The following is a 22,863-nucleotide window of genomic DNA, read 5'->3' on the forward strand; positions in this document are numbered from 1 at the left end:
GCGGGTTCTCAGCGGGTGGCGGCCTGCTTTCGAAGCCGGGCCGCGCCCCTGCGCCGTTCCGTCCGCAGTTCCCGGAGGTAGGCCTGCGCGTCGACCTGGATCGTGTGCCGGGTCGAGGTGACATAACGGCGTGCGAGTCTCGCGCGGTACGTTCTGGTCTCCTGGCGCATCCGCTCCGGTCCGGGCAGCGCGCACCGGCCCTCCAGCAGATCCGCCACCCAGTGCGACTGCGCCTCCGCGAGCGGCATGATCGCGCCGAGGGGCTGGACCAGCCCGATGAAGTAGAGGCCGGGACGGTCCGGCGCGACCACCCGGTGGTAGAGGTCGATGTCGTTGTCGGCCGGGTCGATCACGTCGTCATCGAGGAACGGGAACGCGATGTCGTAGCCCGTGCAGTAGACGATCGCGTCGATCTCCTCCGTGCTCCCGTCCTCGAACGTCACCCGGTCGCCCTCCAGTCGTACGGGAGCGGGCTTCACGGCGATGTCGCCGTGGCCGAGGCGCGACAGCAGGTCGTCGGAGATGGTGGGGTGGGCGCCCAGCACGCGATGCCGGGGCGTCGGCAGCCCGTAGTCCTCCAGCCGGCCCCGGCTGAGCCGCAGCAGGAGCCGCAGGCCGTGCTCCTGCACGGACAGCGGGGCCCTCGCCAGCCACGAACCGGTGAGATGGTCGGTGGGCACACCGAAGAGGTACTTGGGCAGGATGTGCGCGCCGCGGCGCATGGCGAGAACCGTGCGCCGGGACACCCGCGAGGTCTCCACCGCGATGTCGCAGGCCGAGTTGCCGATGCCGAGGACGAGGACACGCCGGTCGGCGAAGGCTTCCGGCGTACGGTAGTCGTGCGAGTGCGTCTGCGTGCCGGTGAACTCCTCGGCTCCCGGCAGGGACGGCCTCGGCCAACGGGGCTTCCAGTGATGGCCGTTGGCGACCAGCACGGCCCCGTGGATCCGTTCCGTCGTCTCGCCCGAGTCGAGGTGGCGGGTCGTGACACGCCACAGCCCGCCGGGAACCGGTTCCACGCGCACCACTTCCGTGCGGAACGTGATCGACGGCCGCAGCCCGAAGTGGTCCACGAAGCCGTCGAAGTACCGGGCGATCTGGAAGTGGCTGGGGTAGACCGGACAGTCCTCCGGCATGGGGAAGCTCGCGTACTCCATGATCTGGCGCGAGGTGTTGATGTGCAGCGACCGGTAGGCGGACGACATCCCGTTGTCGTTCAGATAGCGCCAGTTGCCGCCGACGTCGGATCCGGTCTCGTAGCAGTCGTACGCGATCCCGCGCGCCGCGAGCACCTGGCAGGCGGCGATTCCGGACGAGCCCGCCCCGATCACACACACCCGTTCCATGTCCACCCCTTCCTGTGACCACCCGGTCACATGACCGGGTGGTCACAGGCTGCTGCGCGATCACCACTGTGTCAATGACCTTGACGCGAGGTGGAGTTCGGGTGCGCCGACGGGCAACGACGTTTCCTGTCGGCCTCGTTGACAGGGCGGCTTTGCCGCACCGACGATGACCGGGCGGTCACATGACCGCCCGGTCATACGCAGCCCGGTCAGACGCAGGAGCGCTCATGCCCACTTCCACCTGGACCCGCCTGTCACCGGTGCGCCGCGAACGGGTCCTGGTCGCCGCGATGGACGAGTTCGGCACGCACGGATACTCCACCGGAAGCCTCAACGTCATCGCCCGCGAGGCCGGCGTGGCCAAGGGCTCGCTGTTCCAGTACTTCGAAGGCAAACTCGACCTGTTCGCCTACGTGGCCGAGCAGACCTCGCTGCGCGTATACGGCGCGATGCAGCCCTGGCTCGACGGGTACGACGGCTCCACCGAGTTCTCCCGCTACCTCACCGACGCCCTGGAAGCCTGGCTCGACTACTTCGCCCGCCATCCACTGGAACGCGGGGTCACCGCGGCCACCAACATGGAGCTGGACCCGGCCGTCCGCAACGCCGTACGCGTCCCGGTGCGGGACATCTACCTGGCCGGTCTGCGACCCCTGGTCGAGCGGGCGGTCGAGACCGGCGACCTGCGTAAAGGTGCAGACATCGACGCCCTGCTGTCCCTGCTGCTCGTCCTGCTGCCGCACTTCGCGCTCGCGGCCCACACGCCCGGCCTCGAAGGACCGGTGCGGCTCGCGGGCGAACACCCGGAAGTCCGCCGGGCGAACATCGCGCGCCTGATCGGCCCGGTCCTCGCCGACTTCGTGCCGAAGGAGCCCTGATGGACAAGCCCGACTACGACGTACTCGTCATCGGCTCCGGATTCGGCGGGAGTGTCACCGCGCTGCGCCTCACGGAGAAGGGGTACCGCGTCGGGATCCTGGAAGCCGGCCGCCGCTTCGCCGACAGCGACTTCCCGCGTACGTCCTGGCATGTGCGCGACTACCTCTTCGCCCCGCGCGTCGGCTGCACCGGAATTCTGCGCATGACCCTGCTGGGTGACGTGCTCGTCCTGACGGGCGCGGGTGTCGGCGGCGGCTCCCTCGGCTACGCCAACACGCTCTACGAGCCTCCCGACGCCTTCTACGAGGGCTCGCCGTGGGCCGCGATCACCGACTGGCGGAGCGAACTCGCGCCCTACTACGCGCAGGCCCACCGCATGCTCGGCGTCACCCCCAACCCCGTGCTGACCGACGCCGACCGGCTCCTCAGGGACACCGCGGACGATTTCGGCTGCGCGGACACCTTCAAGGCCGTGCCGGTCGGCGTGCACTTCGGACCGCCCGGCACCGCAGCCGGAGCCCGCGTGGCAGACCCCTACTTCGGCGGGGCGGGGCCCGACCGCAACGCCTGTCTGCACTGCGGCGCGTGCATGACGGGCTGTCGGCACAACGCGAAGAACACACTGCCGAAGAACTACCTGGGCCTGGCCGAACGCGCGGGCGCAGACGTGCTGGCGCTGCGCACGGTCACCGACGTCACCCGGGACGGTGAGGGCTGGGCCGTCACCTCGGTACGCACCGGCGGCGGGCCACTGCGCCGCAAGCAGACGCTGACCGCCCGGCATGTCGTCTTCGCGGCGGGTGCCCTGGGCACCCAACGGCTGCTGCACCGGCTGCGGGCCGGCGGATCCCTGCCGCGGGTGTCGCCCCGCCTCGGCCGGCTGACCCGGACCAACTCCGAGGCCATCCTCGGTGTCCGGGCCAGGGACAGGACCACCGACTTCAGCCGGGGCGTCGCCATCACCTCCTCCGTGCATCTCGACGAGAACACGCACGTCGAAGCCGTCCGCTACGGCCGCGGAAGCAATCTGCTCGGGCTGCTCGGCGCGATGCTCGTCGACCCCGTCCCCGGCCGCTCCCGCCTGCTGGTCGGTCTGGGCGCGATGGCACGCAACCTGCGCGACCTGCCCAGCCTGCACAATCCGCGCCGCTGGTCCCAACAGTCCGTCGTCCTGCTGGTCATGCAGTCCCTGGACAACTCCGTGACGACGTACCTCCGCCGTACCCTCACCGGACGCAAGCGGCTGACCAGCCGCCCCGGCGAAGGCACCCCCAACCCGACCTGGATTCCCGCGGGACACCGGGCGGCTCGCAGAGCGGCCGAGCGGATCGGCGGCCAGGCCTGCGGCACCTGGGCCGATCTGTTCGACATCCCCACCACCGGACACCTCATCGGCGGATGCACCGTCGGCGAGAACCCGGAGACCGGAGTCGTCGACCCCTATCACCGGCTGCACGGATATCCCGGTCTGCACGTCATCGACGGGTCCACGATCTCGGCGAACCTCGGGGTGAACCCCTCCCTCACCATCACCGCCCTGGCCGAGCGGGCCGTCGCCCTGTGGCCCAACCGCGGCGAGGACGACCCCCGGCCCGCACCCGGCGTGCCCTATCGCCGGGTGCCGCCGGTACCGCCGAGGCACCCCGCCGTGCCCGCGGACGCGCCGGCGGCGCTGCGGCTGGAACCCCCCACCGGACCCCCCACCGGAAAGGACACCCTGTGACGCCCTACCCCGAGGAACCCTGGCACCTGGCCGGCCAGATGTATCTGTCGCTGTGGCTGGTGCCGACGCGCGAACTGCCCCGGGTGGCGGAGGGCACCCGGCCGGTCGCCATCGCCGGGCGCGGTGTGGTCGCCGCCGCCTGGGTCGTCTACGAGAACGACAGCGTCCTGCACTACAACGAACTGCTCCGGGCGGTCCTCGTAAGGGACGGCCGCCGCCCGCGTGTCTGCATCACCGACATCTGGGTGGACAGCGCCGCCTCGATGGCGGGCGGCCGCCAACTGTGGGGCATCCCCAAGGAGATGGCGGATTTCGACATCGACCGGACCGCCGGTGTACGGGCCGCGGCGGCCACGGAGGAGTACGTGCTGGCCACCGCCGCCTTCGAGCCCGGCCGCCGGATACCCGGCCGCTGGCCGCTCACCTATCGCGTCACGCAGACCCTCGACGGCGGACTGAAGACCAGCTCCGTCCGCTCGCGCTCCACCGTACGAACCGCAAGGGCGCGCTGGACCGCGCAGGAAAGCGGCCCGCTGCGGGAGTTGGGCCGCCGCCCGCCCCTGTTCAGCCTGACCTTGAACGACTTCACCATCCGATTCGGGGACGCCGCCCCCGCCCCCGCACCGTCTGGGCCGTCCTCGGCACAGGATCGTGGCCGCGGCTCTGCCTGAGCCGAGCAGCTCGTCGGAGGGCTTTTCGCGGACTGAACCGGCGAGCGTTGGATGAGAGTTGAACAAGCGGAGGGCGATCAAACTCTGGTCCGGCGGCCTACCGGCCGGTATACAGACCAGGTTGGGTCTGCCGGGCAGGAGCCGTCCGGCCTGCCGCGGCGCCGCGATCCCTGGTGCGCCGAGGTGAGCCGGTACCCGTTCAGCAGGCCGTCATGGCTTCAGGGGAGGGGCAGGATGAACCATCACACGCGTCCGGACAATGGCGTCCCGGGGCGCCGGGGCGCCATGGCGCTTGGGGCCGCGCTGAGCAGCTGCGCGCTCGTCGCCGGCGTCGCGGCGGCGACGCCCGCCGCGGCGGGAGAAGGGCACACATCGCATGGCGTGGACTACGTCGCGCTCGGTGACTCGTACACGTCCGGGCCTCTGATTCCTCAGCAGGTCGACGCGAACTGCGCTCGGTCCGACCACAACTACCCCTCGATCACCGCTGCCGTACGCAAGGTCGCCTCGTTCACGGACGTCAGCTGCTCCGGCGCGAAGACCGACGAGATGTGGAAGGCACAGGGGACCAACGGGCCCCAGCTGAACGCGGTGAAGCGCGACACCGACCTGGTGACCCTGCAGATCGGTGGCAACGACATGGGGTTCGGCCCCATCATCGCCACCTGCGCCGGGCTCAGTTCGAAGGACCTCGCGGGCAATCCCTGTCAGCAGTACTACGGCGCCGCGGGATACGACCAACTCACCCTGAACATCCTCGAAACGGCCCCCAAGGTCGCCCGGGTGCTGCGCGACATCCACGCCAGGGCTCCGCACGCCCGCGTGGTCGTGGTCGGCTATCCCGACCTCCTGCCCGACGACGGCAGCGGCTGCTATCCGACCGTTCCGTTCGCCGCGAAGGACTTCCCCTATCTGCGGGACACCGGCAAGCGGCTCAATCTGATGCTGCGTACCGTGGCGCTGCTGAACCGGGCCGAGTACGTGGACACCTACGGCCCGACCGTGGGCCACGACATGTGCAAGGCGCCCGCCGATCGCTGGATCGAGCCGCTGCGCCCGACCTCGCCCGCCGCTCCGGCCCACCCCAACGCCAAGGGCCAGGAAGCCATGGCGCGTGCGGTGCTGGCGCACCTGGGCAAGCGAGCCCGGCACCACTGACCGTTCCGGTCGTGACACCCGACGCGTGAGCGTCCCTGTCGGCGAGTGCCCGTGCGCTCGCCGACAGGCCTTCCGGGGGCGCCGCCCGGGCGTCGGCGCCGTCGTCGGTCACGCGAGCGGGACGGCTCGTGCTCAAAGGGTGCCGCGCATCTGCTGAGTGAGACGGTCGCGCTGTTCGTTGAAGGCGGCGCGGGCGCGTTGGAACTCCTCGGCTTCGAAGGCCAGCCCTTGTGCGACGGCGTCGCGGTAGGCGCGCAGCAGCGTGACGGTGAGGATGGCCTGCTCTACGACGTGATCGTCGGCCACGAGCGAGAGTTCCAGCCGACGGGCCAGCGTGTTGCTGTCGCGCAGGACGGTCCCGGCCCGGGAGAGCGCCGTCTCGTCGCGATCGTGGCCGCGGGCGATGTTGATGAGGATCTCGCTTGCGTCCGCGGTGGCGTTGAGGAAGGCGACGTACGCGGCGCGGCGGTCCGCCCTGGTGCGTTGCTCGCTCTCCCGCAGCCAGCGCCGCCGTTCCGCCAGCGCGGACGCGGCGAGGGCGATGAGCGCACCCATCGTGGTGCTGAGAAGGTTGGTCCATTCCACACACCTACTGTGCTCCGGCCGCGACTCGTCCAACCCGGATGTGCTGTCGGACTCAGGGACAACTCCGGTGCGGGGGAGGCTGGTTGGAGCGACCGGCCCCCTGCGTCAGGCCGCTCCGGACGAACCGTGGGGGCAAGGTGCCCGCTCGAGCACCGAAGGGAGCGGGCGTCGGCCCCGGCCCGGCGGAACCGGCGGCCGGGCCGGGACGGGGACCGTACTGACCGGCTGTGTCAGGGAGTTGGAACCTCGTCCACGAACGCGGTGCCGGCGCTGCGGTACGCGGCCACCTTCGAGGCCACCTGGGCCGGGGTGAGGACCTGGTCCTTGACGTGCAGGACGTAGTCGACCTGTTCGTCGTAGGCGCGTGCCGCTGTCGAGGTCTGTCCGGCGAGGTCGATCAGCCACTGGTTGAAGTTGATCGACATCGGCCGCTCGGGCAGGTACTGGGCGTCGTGGGTGCCGAAGAGCTGTCCGTCGATGTAGTACTTGATGCTGCCGCTGTCGATGGTGAGCACCAGGTCGTGCCATCCGGCGTAGCTCTGGCGTGCCTCGGTGTGCTGGTTGACGGCCTGCCAGGGATCCGGGTTGTACGTCTCCCAGGAGGTCGTGTAGAGGATGTTGCCCGACTCGCCCCAGCCGCCGTTGGGCAGGTACTCGAAGTCGTACTCGGCGTAGTCGTCGGCCATGGGGGCCGTGAGGTCGTTGATGGTGAAGAACGTCTGCACCAGGTGATCGCCGTCCGGGCCGGACTCCGGGGCGTCGGCGAACCTCACCCGCGCCGCGTAGGTGCCGTTCTTGAACTTCATGCTCTTGGACACGACTTCGGTCTGCCGGGTGGACTCCGCGGTGCCCGAGGTCGACGTCCGCAGGTTCATCACCGAGTTGCCGGAGACGGTGGGGAAGGTGACCTTGGAGGGGTCCCAGGTCGCGCCGGGGACCCCGGGGCCGCCGGAGTTGGAGCGGACGTTCCAGCCGTGCGCGGAGATCGCGGGGTCGGTGTACGACGAGTAGGTGAAGTCGTCGAACAGCGCCTGGCCGCCGCCGGGCGGGTCCGTCGGATCGGTGGGGTCGGTCGGATCGGTGGGGTCGTTGCCCTCCGGCGCCGTGCCCCACACGGTGGCTCCGGCGAGCTGTGCCGTGACCTTGTTCCAGTCCGCGTACGAGGTCTGCGCGCCGTTGAAGGAGTAGTCGTCCGCCTGGTTCACGGACTGCCAGTTGGACTGGTAGAAGCGTAGCTGCATGTCGCCGGTGTCCGTGCCCGGTGCCAGTGCGCCGGCCGTGGAGGTGAAGCCGATCTCCAGGTAGCGGTCCGCGGTTCCGGTGGGATGAGGCAGGGTGCCGAACGTGCCGGTGACGTTCGCGCATCCCTTGACCGCCCAGGAACAGGCGAAGCGGTAGGTGGTGCTCGCCGAGTCCGCCTTGAAGTAGTAGCGGATCTTCACCTGGCTCAACTGCACTGCCCCGGATCCGGTGTTGCGCACCTTGAACCAGGGCTCGCTCTGGTCCGCGGTGGCCCCGCTCGCGCTCGTGCGGTACTGGACGGCGAGACCTCCGGCCGCGGCGGCGGGGACCGACATCGGAACGGCGACCAGGGCGGTGCCGCCCAGGAGAGCCGACAGAGCGAGGGCCACGCGACGGCGGCCTGTGGGGGGACGGTTTCTCATGTGAGTTCCTTTCGGTGGGCTCCCGCCGGCCGCGGGAGGTGGGGTGCTCAGGAACACGAGAAGACATTCCGTGCTTGACCAGTTGGCCGATCGGGCTTACCAGTTGGCGTCGCCTGAAAGTGGCATAGACCATTGCGTCCGTCAACCCCCTTGTATCAAAGGGGACTTGCTCGGATCGGGTCGGTTCGGGTTACCTGTGCCGTGAAGCCGGTCGGAACCAACCCCCTTGACCAGCAGACCAGTTAGGGTCGGAAGCCATACCAGTTGGCCGGTACCGATGACGAACGAGAGTCCTGCATGGAGATCGATCCCGCCGCCTCCCGCGCGGTACTCAAGCGTGAGAGAGTCCGTGACACGATCCTCGAACTCATCGAGGAACGCCGCCCCGGCGACGCCATCCCCTCCGAGCGCGCTCTGTGCGCCCAGCTCGGGGTGTCCCGGCCCACTTTGCGGGCGGCTGTGGATCAACTCGTGGTCGCCGGACTCCTGGTGCGTGAACACGGACGAGGCATGTTCGTGGCCGCCGAGAAGATCACCCAGGAACTGGTCCCGGACCGACAGACCTTCAGCCTGCCCCAGGCCGCGGGCACATGGACCAGCCGGCTCCTGGAGTTCAGCACCCTGTCCGCCGGTGCTCGCGTGGGCCGCAGGCTGCGCATCTCGCCCGCGGCCCGCATCCGGTACGTGGCACGGCTCCGGCTGGTCGACGGCTCGCCCATGGCCATCGAGTACCTGCACGTCCCCGCCGACCTCGTGCCCGACCTGACCAGTGACGAACTGGAGAACGGCGACCTGTACGAGCACCTCGGCGAGCGGCACGGAATCCAGGTCAGTGAGGCGGTCCAGTCGATCGAGCCCACGGTGGTGACCCGCGACGAGGCAGGCTTGCTCGACGTGCCGGAGCTGTCCCCGGCCCTGCTGTTCGAGCGCCTCACCTCGGACGCCCTGGGCCGACCGGTGGAGTATGTCCACTCGATCTACCGCGGAGACCGCTACCGCATCGTCTCCCGGCTGGCACTCGGCCCGCGGTCCGGGCACCCGGCGCCCCGCGACGGGCACCACCCCGGTATCCCGCCGGGAGACTTCCTGCCGGGCGAACCCGTCACCTTCTCCACCCGCGGCGTGGTGGCCGGCGGCCCCTTCGGACACACCGGCGGTCGAGGTGAGGGCGGCCCCGCAACCTGACAGCGGGCCCACGACGTGACAGCGGCGGAAGGCCGAAGCCCTCACCGACGCGGGACCGAAACCTCTGACCGGCGCCAGGCCGAACCTCTCACCGGCTCCAGGCCGGCGGACGCTTCTCGGTGAACGCCTGGGCGCCCTCGGTGGCTGCGACGGTGGTGAAGACCGGTGCACTCAGGGGATCCTGGACGGCGTACGCAGAGTGGTCGTCGAGGCCGCGGGTGTCCTGGACGATCCGCTTCGTGATGTGGACGGCGTCGCGGGAGTGGGTCTGGACGCGTTCGGCCAGGGTGAGCGCCGCGTCGAGGGCTCCGCCTTCGGGGGTGAGCTGGTTGACGAGCCCGTACCGGGCCGCGTCCGGAGCGGGCAGGGCGGTCGCGGTCAGCAGCATCTCCATGGCCACGTGGTAAGGGAGCCGTCCCGGGAGGCGGACGGCCCCGCCCTCGGCCGCGACGAGCCCCCGGGCGACTTCGGGCAGGGCGAAGAACGCCGTGTCGGAAGCGGTGATGAGGTCGCAGGCGAGGGCGAGTTCGAATCCGCCGGCGACGGCCGCGCCCTCGACGGCGGCGATGAGAGGTTTGCGGATGCGGGCGCGGGTCAGTCCGGCGAGCCCTCGGTCCGCGACCAGCGGAACGCCTTCGCCGGGGAAGGCCTTGAGGTCCATCCCCGAACAGAAGTGGCCGCCCGCTCCGGTCAGGATGCCGACGGACAGGGACGGTTCGGACTCCAGGCGCGTGAGGGCCGAGTCCAGGGCGCCGGCCAGTGCCCGGTCGACGGCGTTGCGGACGCGGGGCCTGTTGAGCGTGATGAGCAGGACGCCGGGGCGTGGTTCGGCCGTCATCACTGCGGGGTCATGGCTGTCCATACGGTGTGCTCCTGGTCCGGGGATGTTCGCAAGGAAGGGCGGGCGGGGCGGGCGGACACGTATCAGCCAGGCGGCCAGGCGGCCACGCGGGCGAGCCGGATCGCCGGGCGGGTGCGCGGGCTTGCGGGCCCGCGCGCCCGCGGGAAAGGTCGGGTCAGATCCGTACGACGGGCAGCGCGGCCAGTCCGCGCATCACCCGGGCCGGTCGCCAGGGGAGTTCGTCGTCGGGCTTGGCCAACTGCACCTGGCCCAGACGCTGGAGCAGCAGGGGAAAGGCGACGGCGCCTTCGAGCCGGGCCAGGGCGGCCCCGATGCAGAAGTGGGGGCCGTAGCCGAAGGCGAGATGGTCATTGGGCGTTCGGCCCACATCGAGCCGGTCGGCGTCCGGGAAGCGGGCCTCGTCACGGTTGGCGGAGCCGATCAGGAGGCTGACGATGTCCCCCTCGCCGATCGACCGACCGTGCAGGCCGATCGGTTCGGCGGCGCACCGGAACGTCGCGTCCCGTACCGGGGAGTCGTAGCGGAGCAGCTCCTCGACCGCCGTGCCGACAAGCTCCGGGCCGGCTTCCGGTCCCGTCAGCCGGGCGGCCTGGTCCGGGTTCCGGAGCAGCGCGAGCATGCCGTCGCCGATGAGGTTCATGGTGGTGTCGTGGCCGACCAGCAACAGGAGGTACGCGGTCGAGCGCAGCTCCTCCTCGCTCATCGCGCCGCTGTGGTCGCCGGCCCGTACCAGAGCACCCAGCAGGTCCACTGCGCTGCTCGCACCGCCGGTTCGTTTGCCGGCGATCAGGCGGTCGAGGAGGGCATGCAGATCCTCTTCCACCCGGGCCGGATCCCGGCCCGGAGCGGGCGCGATCGTGGCCATGAGGGTGTCCCGGGTCGCCGCGTTGTCGAGTTCCTCGGGGACACCGAGGATCGCGCAGATCATCCGGAAGGTGAGAGGCGCCGCGAATGCCGCGATCACATCGACGTGGGTGTCGTGCTCGATCCGGTCCAGCAGGTGGTTGGCGGTGTCCGTGATGAAGGGTTTCAACCGGGCGATACGGCGGGGCACGAACGCCGCGTTCACCAGGGTCCGCAGACGGGTGTGGTCCGGGGGGTCGGCGTGGACCAGATGCCGGTTCAGCCCGGCCGGCCCCGGAACGTATCCGGGCACCCGGCCCGGGTCCTTGCTCAGCCGTCCATCGGTCAACAGGGCTCGGACGTCCGCGTAGCGGGAGATCTGCCACACGGTGGGCCGGCCGGGCCTGCGGTCCGCGTGAGCGGGCGCATGCCGGCGCAGCCAGGCGAAGTAGGGATACGGATCCCGCACCCGCGTGGCCAGCAGGCCAGGGGGCGGGGACGGTACGCGGGGAGCGGGCACGCTGGCTCCGGACTCGATGATCGACAAGGACATCGCGCCAACGCCCGGACGTGCCCGAAGGGTGCGGAAACCATCGGAATTCCGCGCGACTGGAGAGCCAGGATCGCCCCGACGGGTCAGTCCGTCCTGTGGGCTCGGGGGCGGTATCCGTCCGACGCGACGGAGCGTGGCCCCTCGGCTAGGGTGATGTGGACGACGTGCTCATTCCGGTCATTTCGTGCTGCCGACCGACCCGCCGCCTCTCGTGCGTCTGCCGCTTGTTCGTGGCGTGTCAGGAATGCCTTGAGGGCTGTCGCTGGGATTCGCTGCCGTACGCCTCGGCGGCGGCGCCATCGCCGAGGCGGCGCGGACACCGACATCGTGTGAAGCGTGGAATTCCGGACCAGATGCGAGAGGAACCACCCATGCCCTTCGCCACCGCCAAGGACGGCACGCAGATCTTCTACAAGGACTGGGGATCGGGCCAACCGGTCGTCTTCTCCCACGGCTGGCCGCTGACCGCGGATGCCTGGGACCCCCAGATGAAGGTGATGGCGGACAACGGCTTCCGGGCCGTCGCCCACGACCGGCGCGGCGGCGGGCGCTCCGGCCAGACCTGGGACGGCAACAATCTCGACACGTACGCCGACGACCTGGCGGCGGTCATCGAAGCGCTCGACCTCCAGGATGTCATCCTGGTCGGCCACTCGACGGGCGGTGGCGAGGTCACCCGCTACATCGGCCGGCACGGCACCGGCCGGGTGGCCAAGGCGGTCCTGGTCGGCGCGATCCCGCCGCTCATGCTCAAGACGGACCAGAACCCCGAAGGTCTGCCGATCGACGTCTTCGACGAGATCCGCAAGGGCGTGGAGACCGACCGGTCGCAGTACTACCAGGACCTCAGCGGCCCGTTCTACGGCGCCAACCGTGACGGGTCGACCGTCACCCAGGGGACGCGGGACGAGTTCTGGCTCTGGGGAATGACCGTGGGCATCAAGGGTGCCTACGACTGCGTCAAGGCCTTCTCCGAGACCGACCTCACCGAAGACCTCAAGAAGATCGACGTACCCACCCTCATCGTGCACGGAGACGACGACCAGATCGTCCCCATCGTGGCTTCCGGCGACAAGTCCTCGAAGCTCGTCAAGGACGTGGTCTACAAGGTGTACCCGGGCGCTCCCCACGGCCTCGCCATGGTGCCCGAGTTCGCCGAGGTGTTCAACGCCGACCTCCTGGAGTTCGCCCGCGGTTGAACCAGCGGCCTCCTGACAGCACGCGGGAGGCCGGCCCACAGGACCGAACAGGCGGTCCGGCGCCGAGAGACGCCCGGACCGCTTGTTCGGCACGTGCCGGGCGCGGACAGGCGCGGTGAAGATCCGGCGAAGCGGCCCGTCGCACGCGTCGCGGCCGATCGAGCGCAACGGACCGGGGCGCATGCGTAGTGCCCCGGAGGCATAGTCGATAAGTCCCCCAGGGGGGAGGGAACAGATTCCTCCGGAGCAGAGCATTCGACACGGTCGCCGCCGCCGTGCTCGCCGACAAGGCGGAGGCCGTGGTCTACGGCGGTTCCTCACCGCACCGGGCCGCCCGGTGCGCCCGCGCGCTGGAACAGGCCGGTTTCCGGGGCGCGCGGATGGGACCGGAACCGATCCTGGAGGCCGCGTTCATCGAGGAGGCGGGCCGGGCGGCCGAGGGCTGGGTGATCTGCACGACCTACGTCGACCCGGCCGAACTCCCCGCCGCGGCCCGCTTTGTGACGGCGTACAAGAAGCGCTTCGGCGTACGCACCGTCGAGCGCTTCGCCGTCGAGGCGTACGACGCGCTGAACTTCGTCGCTCAAGGCCTGCGCGAACTGGGCGGCACCGGGGTCGAACGGGGCGCCATGGTGCACAGACTCCGCACGTCCACGTACAAGGGGCTGGCCAAGACCATCCAATTCGACCCGGTCACCGACCAGTTCCACTGGGTCAACGGCCTCTTCCTGCACCGCGTGCAGAACGGGACCTCGCACTTCCTGGGCCGCTACGACCAGCTCAAGAAGGCCTGATCCGGGGCCTGCCTCGCGGTCCTGCCCAGTCACGTGCGCCACGGCCGCCGCCAGGCCCTCCCCGGCGCTGCGGAGGTGGGCCGCCTCAGTCCGTCAGTCGCGCGAGGGCCAGTGCGTGGGCGCGGTCGAGGGCGTCGGCGGCGGCGCAGGCGATGTCCGGCTCCACACCGGTGCCCTCCCAGTTGGTACCGGAGACGGGGTTGACCGCGCGGCCGACCGGAACAGTGGCTTCCAGGTGCGGGTGCACCGTCCAGCCCTCACGCGGGTGCGCCCCGCCTCCGGTGCGCTCGCCGACGACGACGGCCCGGCCGAGCTGCTGCAGGTCGTACGACAGCTCCTCGGCGGCGGAGAAGGTGCGGCCGCTGGTCAGCACGTACAACGGCTTGGTGCCGCCGAAGCGCGGGCCCGGCACGTGCGCGGGGCTCCAGGACTGCTCGCAGCGGTCGCCGTCCCGCCAGTGCATGGTGTTGAGGTGGGTGCGCGCATCCAGCAGGTGACCGCAGACGAAGGCGACCGTGTCCGGGTCACCGCCCAGGCTGCCGCGAAGGTCCACGATCAGCGCACGGGCAGGTGCGGCCAGAGCGAGCGCGGCCCCCAGCGGCTCGGCCGCCCACTCCAGCGGAAACAGCGCCGGCGCCAGCTCGACCACGGCCACCCCGCCATCGAGCGACTCCACCCGGGGTACGCCGCCCAGCGAGGCGTCGAAGTCCCGGCGCATGGCCGCCAGAGCCGCCGCCCCCTGCTCCGCGGGCACCGGGTCGGCGTGGTACTTCAGCCTCAAGTGCCTGTCGCCGTTGACGGATTGAAGGTCCGCGGTGACCAGCCTGCCGAGCTCTTCGGCGCTGTCGACGTCGTAGGCCCCCTCGGTGAGGCGCTCTCGCAACAGTCCCGCGAGCCGCTCGGCTGTGTCCGGGAAGACGTAGTGCTCGGTCAGGAGTCGGGCCGTTTCCTCGATGACAGGGGCGGACCGCAGCTGCGTCGGAGTCGTCATGGCAGGGAGTAGAACATCGTCCTTGCGAAAGCGTCAAGAGAGTTAGACACTTTCGGAATGCACGATCAGCCTCCCAGTCCGCAGCCCCCCGAGGAGCTCCAGGAGATCGGCGCGCCCGAGCAGTTCGCGGCGCTCGCCCATCCCCTGCGTCAGCGGCTCCTCTTCGTCCTCGGCCACCGGCCCGCCACCATCAGCCAGCTCGCGGCGCACCTCGACGCGAGGAAGGGCAACGTGGCCCATCACCTCAAAGTGCTGCGGGAAGCCGGGCTGGTCCACATCGCCGAGACCCGCCGGGTTCGTGGCGGAACCGAGCACTACTACCAGCGCACGGCCCGCCGCATGGTCGTCGCCGAACCCCGGGCGGACGGCACGGCGGCGATGCTGGCGGCGGTCGCCCAGGAACTGCAACGGTCGCCCGCGGAAATTCTTTTGACGCTGCGTCACCTTCGACTCGGCCCCGCGAAAGCACAACAGCTCGCCGAGACCCTCGCCCGACTGGTCGACGAATCCGAGGAGGACGGAGAGGACCAGCCCATGCACAGCGTGCTGGTGACGCTGTATCAGCAGGCCGCCCGGCCGGCCGGCACCGACAGTGCCCCCTAGCCGAGGTGCCTCCGGTACCCCGCCTCAGGACGGCCGGCCGGCGTTCGCGGCCGGCGGGTCGTCCCCGGCCGGGTCTTCCGTGCCGGGGAGGGACTGTTCCGTCCAGATGGCTTTGCCCTCCGGGGTGTAGCGGCTGCCCCAGCGTTCGCAGAGGGCGTTGACGAGCTGGAGTCCACGGCCCCCCTCGTCGGTGTCCGAGGAGCGCCGGATGCGAGGCATGGTCAGGCTCGCGTCGGACACCTCGCAGACGAGTGTCCCGCTGTACAGGAGGCGAAGCCCGATGGGCCCCCTGGCATGGCGGATGACGTTCCCGACGAGCTCACTGGCCAGTAGTTCCGTCGTCATGACCAGGTCGTCCAGATGCCATTGGGCGAGTTGCTCCCGTACGTGGCGGCGAGCCTCACCTGCGGCCTCCGGCCCCTCCGGCAGAGCCCAGGAAGCCATCTGCCGGTCGGCCACGGTGTGCAGACGGGCGATCAGCAGGGCGGCGTCGTCGGCGGTGGGCCCACCCGGCAGCAGGCCCGCGGTGACGGTGTCGCACAGGTCCTCCAGATCGGGACAGCAGGCTTCGCGGGGGAGCAGATCGGCGAGCTGGGCCATGCCCTGGTCGATCTCCCGGTGCGACGACTCCACGAGCCCGTCGGTGTAGAGGACCAGAAGACTGTCCGCCGACAACTTCAGTTCCGTCGTCTCGAACGGAGGGAACGCGGCGCCCAGGGGAGGATTGACGGCGACCTCGGGGAAGTAGGCGCTGCCGTCGGGCCGGACGACGAGCGGCGGCGGGTGCCCCGCCCGCACCACGGTGCACGATCCGTCGGTGGAGTCGTACAGCGCGTACAGGCAGGTCGCGTACGCGTGCTCGCCGAGGCCCCCCACGATGTCGTTGAGGTGGCCCATGATCTCGTCGGGAGGCAGTTCCAGGGCGGCCAGCGTGTGCACAGCGGTGCGCAGGCGTCCCATGGTCGCGGCCTCGGACAGACCGTGGCCCATCACGTCACCGATGACCAGGGCCACCTGGCCCGCGGACAACGGGATCAGGTCGTACCAGTCCCCGCCCACGTCGGAGGTCTGCCCGGCCGGCAGATATCTCGCCGCGGCGGTGACCTCGGGCACGGTGGGCAGCCGCAGGGGCAGCAGAGCCTGCTGGAGTTCCTCGGAGCGGGTGAGCTCGGCGTCGTAGAGCCGTGCTCTCTCCAGGGCGTGCGCCACGAGCGCGCTGATGGTGATGAGGAGCGTGCGTTCCTCGGACGTGAGACGCCGTGCGGTGTCGAAGGCGATGACACACACGCCGAAAGTGTGGCCGGAGGCCGTCAACGGGAGGAAGGCCCAGGCCTCCTTGCTGCTCGGAGGGCGGCTGCCGCCGTCGGGGAAGGCCGAGAACCATTCCTCCCGCGACGAGTAGAAACGGGGTTCGCCCGTCAGGACGGCCTGCCCGGCGGGACCGGCATCGGACAGTTCCATGCCGTGGGCGCCGTGCATCTGCTGCAGAAAGGAGCTCGGGTAATCGACGGACCCGATGTGCACCAGCCTGTCGTCCTCGATGACGAGCACGAGCAGGCCCTGCGCGTCGAACGGCGGCAGGACGCGCTGGGCGGTGGCCTTCACCACGTCCTGCGAGGTGGTCGCCGCGGCGAGCTGTGTGGTCAACTCCGCCGTCCGGCTCGCCCGCTCGGCCGCGGTCCGGATCGCCGCCGCCTGCTCCGCCTCGCGGCGGCGGCGAGCGGTGACATCGGTGAAGTACAGGGTGAGACCGCTGGGGACCGGGACGAGCCGCAGGTCGTAACGGCGGCCGGTGTCGGCCAGCGTGACGTCGAAGCCGGTGGCGACGGACTCCGCGGCGCCGCGTCGGCACCGTTCCTGCAGGCCGGGCATCCGGTGCAGTGCGGGAAGGTCCCACAGGTCACGTCCGAAGAGCTGTTCGTCGGGCGAACCGAGAATGCGTTCCGCCTCCAGATTGGCGAAGGTGATCTGCCAGCCGTCGTCCACGGACAGGAAGGCGTCGGTCATGTGCTGCAGGGCACGGCTGAGGGCATCGCGCGTCGAGCGTGACGCGTCGCTCGCCCAGCCCTTCCCGACGATGCGCGTGACCTGACCCTGCTCGTCGAGGACGACATGACCGGACGCGCGCGTCCATGTGTAGCTCCCGTCGCCGCGCCGGACCCGGTATTCGGCCTCGAACGGCGCATGCGTCCTGATGGAGCGTTCGGCCGCGGCCAGGGTGCTCGGGAGATCGTCGGGGTGCACCACTTTCATCCAGCTCTCGACGCCGGGCACGAAGGCCGCGGGATCGGTCTGGTAGACCTTCATGGCCGCCTCGTCCCACAGCAGCTCACCGGTGCTCACGTCCCACTCCCAGGAGCCGACCGGAGTGAAGTCGAGGTCGGTGCGCAGGCGGTCGGGCGCCGGCATCCTGCCCAGACGGTCCATGGTCCACTCGGCCACCGAGGTGAGGAACGTCCATTGCGCGGGCGTCGGTTCCTCGTTGTCCCCGGTGAGGCAGGTGATCGCACCGATGGCACGGCCGTCGTTGACCAGGGGCACGGAGAACCAGCCGGACCGTGACAGCAGCGGCGCGGTGGGTTCGTCCAGGTCGGCGGGGAGAGCGGCCACCCATACGTGCTCGCCGGAGCGTACGGCACGGGCCGTCGCCGTGGGCCCGTCCTGGTCGACGATCTCCCAGGCCCGGGTGACCGACGACGGCAGTCCGGTGGAGGACACCAGACGCAGAGCCGACATCGGGCCCCGCAGGTAGACGGCCCCGCCGACGCAGCCCAGCTCCGCGATGGAGTGCTGAAGGGCGAGCCGGAAGACCTCGCTTTCCGTGATGCCGTCGTCAGCGGTGTCGAGTAGGTCCAGCCGCCTGATCACAGACCCAATATAGGATGGAATGCCGCAAATGACGCTAATAGTATTGTCTGCTACCGAGAGTGCTCTCGGTCGGGGGTTCCTTCCCTCGCGGGGCCGGGCTTTCCCCTCCCCAGGGGTTGGAGGCCCTCCCGTGGCGCGTGCGTGATGGGCGGCTCCGCCGAGCCGCGGCGCGCCACGGTACGGCTCAATCAGCGATCTGGGCCTCGACGGCCGTGTGTTCAGCGTCGGCGACACCGGCCTGGAGCAGGGCCCGATCACGTTCGCGGGCATCGGCCGGCTGGCCAGGGGCCGGCGTTCGGATCAGGTCGCAGGGGGCACGCCCGGCGCGATCCCGCCGGGCGGACGGTGCCTCGGTCGGCTCGTCCTACGGGAATCGTGGGCGTCCCGGGTCATCGCGGCCCGGGACGTCCACGATTCACCCGCAGGTCCAGGTCGGCGCGTACATCGGCGGCAGGCCGTCCGGCCGGCGCCGGAAGACGGGCGCCCTCGGCCAACCGGTCGGGGCCGAGGACCGCGCGTGTCCCGGTTGCGGGGCGCGGTGCGCGACATCACGCTGGCCGGAACGCCCGCGTGATCGACGGCTCGGGAGCGGTCGCCCGTTTCCCATGGTGCCGCGCGGCGGCCCGGGCACGGGCGCATGTGGCGGGTGGTCCCGACGACGTGAGGACGGTGGCGCACAGGTGAACGCCGGATCGCGTCGTCCTCGCCGGCGGCCGGGCGAGCCCGGCACGGGTCGCGGCGGGCGCCGGATGCGGTACGTCGTGGGGAATCGTTCCTCCCGTGGCGTCTGGTCGGTCACGAAGGCGCGTACGGCCGGTACCGAGGTGCGGCGCGGTACCGGGGAGCACACGGGCGTCCCGGTGAGCCGCGGGCTGCGGGTGGCCGCGGCCCACGCGTGGCGGCTGCTCGTCGTCGGCGTGGTCGTCTACGTGATCTTCGCCCTTCTGGGCAAGTTGCAGCTGGTCGCCGTGGCCCTGTTCCTCGCGCTGGTCGTGACGGCGGTCCTGCGTCCCCTCGCCGATCTGCTGGCGCGTCGCATGCCGAGGACCGTGGCGGTGATCGTGAGCATCCTCGGAAGCCTCCTGCTGGTGCTGGGCGTGATGGCGCTGGTCGGTCGCGTCGTGGCGGGCGAGTCGGGGCAGCTGGGCCACGAGTTCGCCGGGGGGCTGGGACGGATCGAGCGATGGCTGGAGGGCTCCCCCTTTCATCTGAGCCACGCGGTGATGTCGAATCTCCAGGGCAAGGTGGCCACCTTCGTCTCCGACCACCGTTCCGTACTGATCAGCAGCGCCCTCAGCGGTGCCGGCCGGGCGGTGGAGTTCGTCACCGGCCTGGTGCTCGCCCTGTTCTGCTCGCTGTTCTTCATCCGTTCCGGGGACAAGTTCTGGCGCTGGTTCCAGGAGTTGATGCCTCAGGGCGCGCGGGACCCGTGGGACCGCGCCGGGCGGGCGGCCTGGCGGACCTTCGCCGGCTACACACGCGGCATCATCATCGTGGCGGCGACCAACGCCATTCTCGTCGGAATCGCCCTCTACGTCCTGGGCGTTCCGCTGGCGCTGCCGCTCACGCTGCTGGAGTTCTTCGCCGCGTTCATCCCCCTGGTGGGCTCGCCCGTCGCGCTCGGCGTGGCCACCGTCGTCGCGCTGGCCACCAAGGGGCCGGTCGTCGCGATCATCGTGCTCGCACTGATCGTCGTCATCGGCCAGTTGGAAGGTCACGTACTGCACCCGCTCGTCCTGAGCTGGGCGGTCCGGCTGCACCCCGTGGTCGTGGCCCTCTCCGTCATCGCCGGAAGCATCCTGGCCGGGGTGACCGGCGCCGTCGTGGCCGTACCGATGGTGTCGGTGGCCTGGTCCGTGATCTCCGAGCTGCGCGCACGCCCCGGGCCGGAGCCGTCCGGGCCTTCACCGGGTCACGCCTCCGATCCGCCCGAACCGCACCCGGAGCCGACCCGGCCGTCCCGGGCCGAGGAACCGTAGTGGCGACGGACCGGGCGAGCCGGGTTCACTCCGTCCAGCCCGAGTCGGTGTAGGTCTTCCCGCAGGCGATGGCGGTGAGAGCGGTACGGGTGTACTCGACCAGTTGGCCGGGGAGCGCGTCCAGCGGCCACCACTTCCATTCCGTGCACCGGTCGGGTTCCAGGACTCGGGGCTCGCCGCTCCAGCGGGAGGCGGCGAAGAACAACTGCAGGCGGGGGAAGGGGCTCCAGGGGTTGCGCTGATCCAGGGTGTGTACGAGGGACAGGTCGCGCGCCTCGATCGTGATGCCGGTTTCCTCCGACGTCTCTCGGACCATGCAGGCCAGCGCGGACTCTCCCGGCTCGCGGTGTCCGGCCGGGACGTGCCAGGTCGAGGGTGCGAAGGGGCTGTCAGGGTGGCGTCTGCCGAGCAGGACCGCGCCGTCGCGTACGAGGACGAGGTGGGCGCCGACGATGCTGCGCTCCCGGTGCTCGCTCCCCTGCCGGACGCGCACGGTCGGCGGTGTGCCGCCGCTGTCGACGCGGGGGTGCGGATGCCGTTGGTGTTCGTGGACGACGACCGCCGTGCCGGGGTCCATGGTCATGTACGCCGTCTCGTCGGGGTGGGTCCAGCGAAGCTGGATACCTTCGTGGAGGGGGATCTCGTGGGCGGGCCGGTTCAGGGTGCCCCGGTAGACCAGGACACGGTCCTTGAGCGTGCCGGAGGCGTCGAGGGTTTCCACGGTGAGGAAGGGAACGAGGTCCGGGACGGTGAGGCCGGTCTCCTCGCGCAGTTCGCGGGCGATGCCCTGAGCACTCGTCTCGCCCGGCTCGGTGCCTCCGCCGAGGAGTCCCCAAGTACCGGGACTCCAGATGGGTTTGTTCGCGTCGCGCAGGTGCAGCAGGTAGCGCCCGCAGTCATCGACGAGAAGGGCGGCAGTGCCGTGCGCCTCAATGGAGAGACGGCTGGACGGGAGGCCGGCAGCGCTGGTGTCGGTCACGCGGAGAGTCCTTTCGTGTCGTGCGATGGCGAACGAGTCAGGGGTGTGAGGCGTGGGCGTGGGCGTGAAGCGTGCGTGTGGACCAGGACCGGTATTCAGCGTTCCTGAGACAGGCGCAGGAGATCGGCGAAGGTGCCGCCGGCGTGGACGAGGTCGTCGTACGTGCCCTGTTCGGTGAGGCGGCCCTGTTCCATGACGACGATGTGGTCGGCGATCCGGGTGTTCTCCAGCCGGTGCGTGACGACGATGGTGATGCGGTCCGCGGAGATGCTCTTGATCTTCTCGAAGATGCCGTGCTCCCCGCGCGGGTCCATCTGAGAGGTGGGTTCGTCCAGGATCAGCAATGGCGGCCGTCGGTACAGGGCGCGGGAGCAGGCCAGGCGTTGCCATTGCCCGCCGGAGAGCTCGGCGCCGCCGAAGATCTCGCGCGCGAGAAGGGTGTCGAGCCCGGCGGGGAGGTCCTCGACGGCCTCGCGCATCCCCACCGCCTCGATGGCGTCCCACACCTGCCGGTCGTCGGTGGACCTGGGCTGGCCCAGCGTCACGTTCTCGCGCACCCGAAGCGGCCACTGGGCGAAGATCTGCGGTACGAGCCCTGTGCAGCTCCAGGCTGTGGCGGGATCGGCGTGAGCCAGGTCGGTGCCGTTCCAGGTGACCCGGCCCTTGTCCGCGAGGTAGACACCCGTGATCAGTCGCGTCAGGGTGCTCTTGCCCGAGCCGTTCACGCCGACGATGGCGAGGATGTCGCCGCGTCGCAGGGTCAGGGAGACGCCGTCCACCGCGGGTCCGGATTTTCCCGGGTACCGGTAGGTGACTTCCTCCAGCCGAATCTCCTCCACGGGGGCCTCGACGGTCGTTCGCCCTCGCTTGGGCGCGCGCTCGGCGGCGTCGTCGAAGAACGCCTGCATGTCACCGAGGTACAGGCTCGTGTGGAACACGGCGGCGCCGTTGATGACGACCTGGGACAGCGCGGCCAGGGTGGTCTGGACGGCGACGACCGCCGTGGCCGCGATGGCGGGCGCGATCCGTTCAGTGACAGCCAGCCAGGCGAGCATTCCCCAGGCCGCCGCGAGGAACGTGCCGCCGGCGACGGACGACAGCAGCGCGATCCGCAGAGTCCGGGGTGCCGCGGCGAGCGTGCGTCGGTCGACCCGCTCGGACAGGGCCCGGTACCAGTAGAGGAGGTAGTCGGTCATGCCGTTGGCGCGGACCTCGTCGCCGTACTTCGGTGTGGTGGCCCACCAGCGTGTCATCCCGCGGACGTTGCGGTCGGCGACGTTCGCGTAGTGGATCTCGTAGTCGACCCGCGCGGTGAGGACCGCACCGACACCGGCCGGGGTGACGGCCAGGAGGAGCAGCGGCAGCATCAGGGGGTTGAGCACGGACAGGACACCGCCCGCGGTGATCATCTTGATCAGGGCGGACAGGAACCGCTGAGCGTCCGTGACCATGACCTGCGTGCGCAGCACTCCCATCTCCGCGGCCTCCTGACGGTCGGAGAAGCCGTCGACGGCGTACGCCGAGGCTTCGACCCGGCAGACCGCTTCGACCAGGGCCGAGTCCGTGGTCGTCGACAGCCGCGGGGTGATGCGGCGCTCCGCGTACGCCGCCACGGCGACCGAGAGCCGGGCGACCGCGCTCGCTCCCGCGACGACCGCCAGAGCCGGAAGTGCCTCGTACAGGCGGTCCGCCATCGCCCCGCCGCCGAGGATGGGGGACATCGCCCTCGCTGTGGCGGCGAGGAGTACGGCGGCGGTGATGCCGGTGGCCGACTGGCAGGCAAGGACGAGGAGTACGGCGCGGCGATCGATCCCCCAGGCCATCCGGGCGATGCGCCCGAGGACCCGCGGGAGCTGGGCGCACAGGGCACGGAAGCTCACTTCGCCGAGGGGATTGACGGAGTACTGCCCGGAGTACGTGATCTCAGCGGGGGGCGGCGGTGGAGCGGACGCCGAAATTGAGGTCAACTGCTCGTCTCCCT

17 protein-coding genes and 1 pseudogene are annotated in these 22,863 nt (G+C 70.5%); 9 read left to right on the top strand and 9 right to left on the bottom strand.

Annotation, left to right across the window (positions count from 1 at the left end):
* Positions 1–8: 8 nt before the first annotated feature.
* Positions 9–1,346: an NAD(P)-binding domain-containing protein gene (locus N4G66_RS17765; protein WP_261705106.1), complete on the bottom strand. Its 1,338-nt coding sequence runs from the start codon at positions 1,344–1,346 to the stop codon at positions 9–11.
* A 227-nt stretch (positions 1,347–1,573) separates the two neighbouring features.
* Between N4G66_RS17765 and N4G66_RS17770 the strand changes: the two genes are divergently transcribed.
* The 4 genes from N4G66_RS17770 (at position 1,574) to N4G66_RS17785 (ending at position 5,777) form a co-directional block, all read left to right on the top strand.
* Positions 1,574–2,224 carry a TetR/AcrR family transcriptional regulator gene (locus N4G66_RS17770; RefSeq protein ID WP_261705107.1) on the top strand — a complete coding sequence of 217 codons (651 nt, stop codon included), beginning with the start codon at positions 1,574–1,576 and terminating at the stop codon, positions 2,222–2,224.
* Positions 2,224–3,948 carry a GMC oxidoreductase gene (locus N4G66_RS17775; protein WP_261705108.1) on the top strand — a complete coding sequence of 575 codons (1,725 nt, stop codon included), beginning with the start codon at positions 2,224–2,226 and terminating at the stop codon, positions 3,946–3,948. Before N4G66_RS17770 ends, N4G66_RS17775 begins: the two co-directional genes overlap by 1 nt.
* On the top strand, positions 3,945–4,619 hold the full coding sequence (locus N4G66_RS17780) for an acetoacetate decarboxylase family protein (protein WP_261705109.1): 675 nt from the start codon (positions 3,945–3,947) through the stop codon (positions 4,617–4,619). Before N4G66_RS17775 ends, N4G66_RS17780 begins: the two co-directional genes overlap by 4 nt.
* Positions 4,620–4,853: 234 nt before the next feature.
* Positions 4,854–5,777, top strand: coding sequence for an SGNH/GDSL hydrolase family protein (locus N4G66_RS17785; protein ID WP_261705110.1), 924 nt, complete (start codon positions 4,854–4,856; stop codon positions 5,775–5,777).
* Positions 5,778–5,909: 132 nt separating this feature from the next.
* Here the strand turns inward: N4G66_RS17785 and N4G66_RS17790 are convergent, their stop codons facing one another.
* Together N4G66_RS17790 and N4G66_RS17795 are read right to left on the bottom strand one after the other, a co-directional pair.
* The gene (locus tag N4G66_RS17790; RefSeq protein ID WP_261705111.1) at positions 5,910–6,362 is read right to left on the bottom strand and encodes a hypothetical protein; all 453 of its coding nucleotides are present in this window, start codon (positions 6,360–6,362) and stop codon (positions 5,910–5,912) included.
* A 230-nt stretch (positions 6,363–6,592) separates the two neighbouring features.
* Positions 6,593–8,026, bottom strand: coding sequence for a cellulose binding domain-containing protein (locus N4G66_RS17795; RefSeq protein WP_261705112.1), 1,434 nt, complete (start codon positions 8,024–8,026; stop codon positions 6,593–6,595).
* A 297-nt stretch (positions 8,027–8,323) separates the two neighbouring features.
* Between N4G66_RS17795 and N4G66_RS17800 the strand changes: the two genes are divergently transcribed.
* A complete protein-coding gene (locus N4G66_RS17800; RefSeq protein WP_261705113.1) occupies positions 8,324–9,211 on the top strand; it encodes a GntR family transcriptional regulator in 888 nt (295 codons plus the stop codon).
* Positions 9,212–9,299: 88 nt separating this feature from the next.
* Here the strand turns inward: N4G66_RS17800 and N4G66_RS17805 are convergent, their stop codons facing one another.
* Together N4G66_RS17805 and N4G66_RS17810 are read right to left on the bottom strand one after the other, a co-directional pair.
* On the bottom strand, positions 9,300–10,073 hold the full coding sequence (locus tag N4G66_RS17805) for a crotonase/enoyl-CoA hydratase family protein (RefSeq protein WP_261705114.1): 774 nt from the start codon (positions 10,071–10,073) through the stop codon (positions 9,300–9,302).
* 154 nt (positions 10,074–10,227) lie between these two features.
* Complete coding sequence (locus N4G66_RS17810; RefSeq protein ID WP_261705115.1) at positions 10,228–11,469, bottom strand: cytochrome P450 family protein; 1,242 nt, start codon at positions 11,467–11,469, stop codon at positions 10,228–10,230.
* Positions 11,470–11,840: 371 nt separating this feature from the next.
* Between N4G66_RS17810 and N4G66_RS17815 the strand changes: the two genes are divergently transcribed.
* Together N4G66_RS17815 and N4G66_RS17820 are read left to right on the top strand one after the other, a co-directional pair.
* Positions 11,841–12,668 carry an alpha/beta fold hydrolase gene (locus tag N4G66_RS17815; protein WP_261705116.1) on the top strand — a complete coding sequence of 276 codons (828 nt, stop codon included), beginning with the start codon at positions 11,841–11,843 and terminating at the stop codon, positions 12,666–12,668.
* Positions 12,669–12,931: 263 nt separating this feature from the next.
* A pseudogene (locus N4G66_RS17820) lies at positions 12,932–13,462 on the top strand (ABC transporter substrate-binding protein); the annotation flags it as partial.
* A gap of 85 nt (positions 13,463–13,547) precedes the next feature.
* Here the strand turns inward: N4G66_RS17820 and N4G66_RS17825 are convergent.
* A complete protein-coding gene (locus tag N4G66_RS17825; RefSeq protein ID WP_261705117.1) occupies positions 13,548–14,453 on the bottom strand; it encodes a S41 family peptidase in 906 nt (301 codons plus the stop codon).
* A 57-nt stretch (positions 14,454–14,510) separates the two neighbouring features.
* Here N4G66_RS17825 and N4G66_RS17830 point away from each other — a divergent pair, with 57 nt between their 5' ends.
* Positions 14,511–15,056: an ArsR/SmtB family transcription factor gene (locus N4G66_RS17830; RefSeq protein ID WP_261705118.1), complete on the top strand. Its 546-nt coding sequence runs from the start codon at positions 14,511–14,513 to the stop codon at positions 15,054–15,056.
* Between the two features lie 24 nt (positions 15,057–15,080).
* On the opposite strand, the gene N4G66_RS17835 is transcribed toward N4G66_RS17830, so the two are convergent.
* Positions 15,081–17,924 carry a SpoIIE family protein phosphatase gene (locus N4G66_RS17835; RefSeq protein WP_261705119.1) on the bottom strand — a complete coding sequence of 948 codons (2,844 nt, stop codon included), beginning with the start codon at positions 17,922–17,924 and terminating at the stop codon, positions 15,081–15,083.
* 749 nt (positions 17,925–18,673) lie between these two features.
* On the opposite strand from N4G66_RS17835, the gene N4G66_RS17840 reads away from it, so the two are divergent.
* A complete protein-coding gene (locus tag N4G66_RS17840) occupies positions 18,674–19,903 on the top strand; it encodes an AI-2E family transporter (protein ID WP_391858832.1) in 1,230 nt (409 codons plus the stop codon).
* A gap of 25 nt (positions 19,904–19,928) precedes the next feature.
* On the opposite strand, the gene N4G66_RS17845 is transcribed toward N4G66_RS17840, so the two are convergent.
* Both N4G66_RS17845 and N4G66_RS17850 read right to left on the bottom strand, forming a co-directional pair.
* Positions 19,929–20,882 (bottom strand): NUDIX hydrolase, encoded by a 954-nt coding sequence (locus tag N4G66_RS17845; protein WP_261705121.1) that lies wholly within the window; start codon positions 20,880–20,882, stop codon positions 19,929–19,931.
* 95 nt (positions 20,883–20,977) lie between these two features.
* Positions 20,978–22,705, bottom strand: coding sequence for an ATP-binding cassette domain-containing protein (locus N4G66_RS17850; protein ID WP_261705253.1), 1,728 nt, complete (start codon positions 22,703–22,705; stop codon positions 20,978–20,980).
* Positions 22,706–22,863: the final 158 nt, after the last annotated feature.

The sequence above is a fragment of the Streptomyces rhizosphaerihabitans genome (genome assembly GCF_025399795.1).
Taxonomy (GTDB): domain Bacteria; phylum Actinomycetota; class Actinomycetes; order Streptomycetales; family Streptomycetaceae; genus Streptomyces; species Streptomyces rhizosphaerihabitans.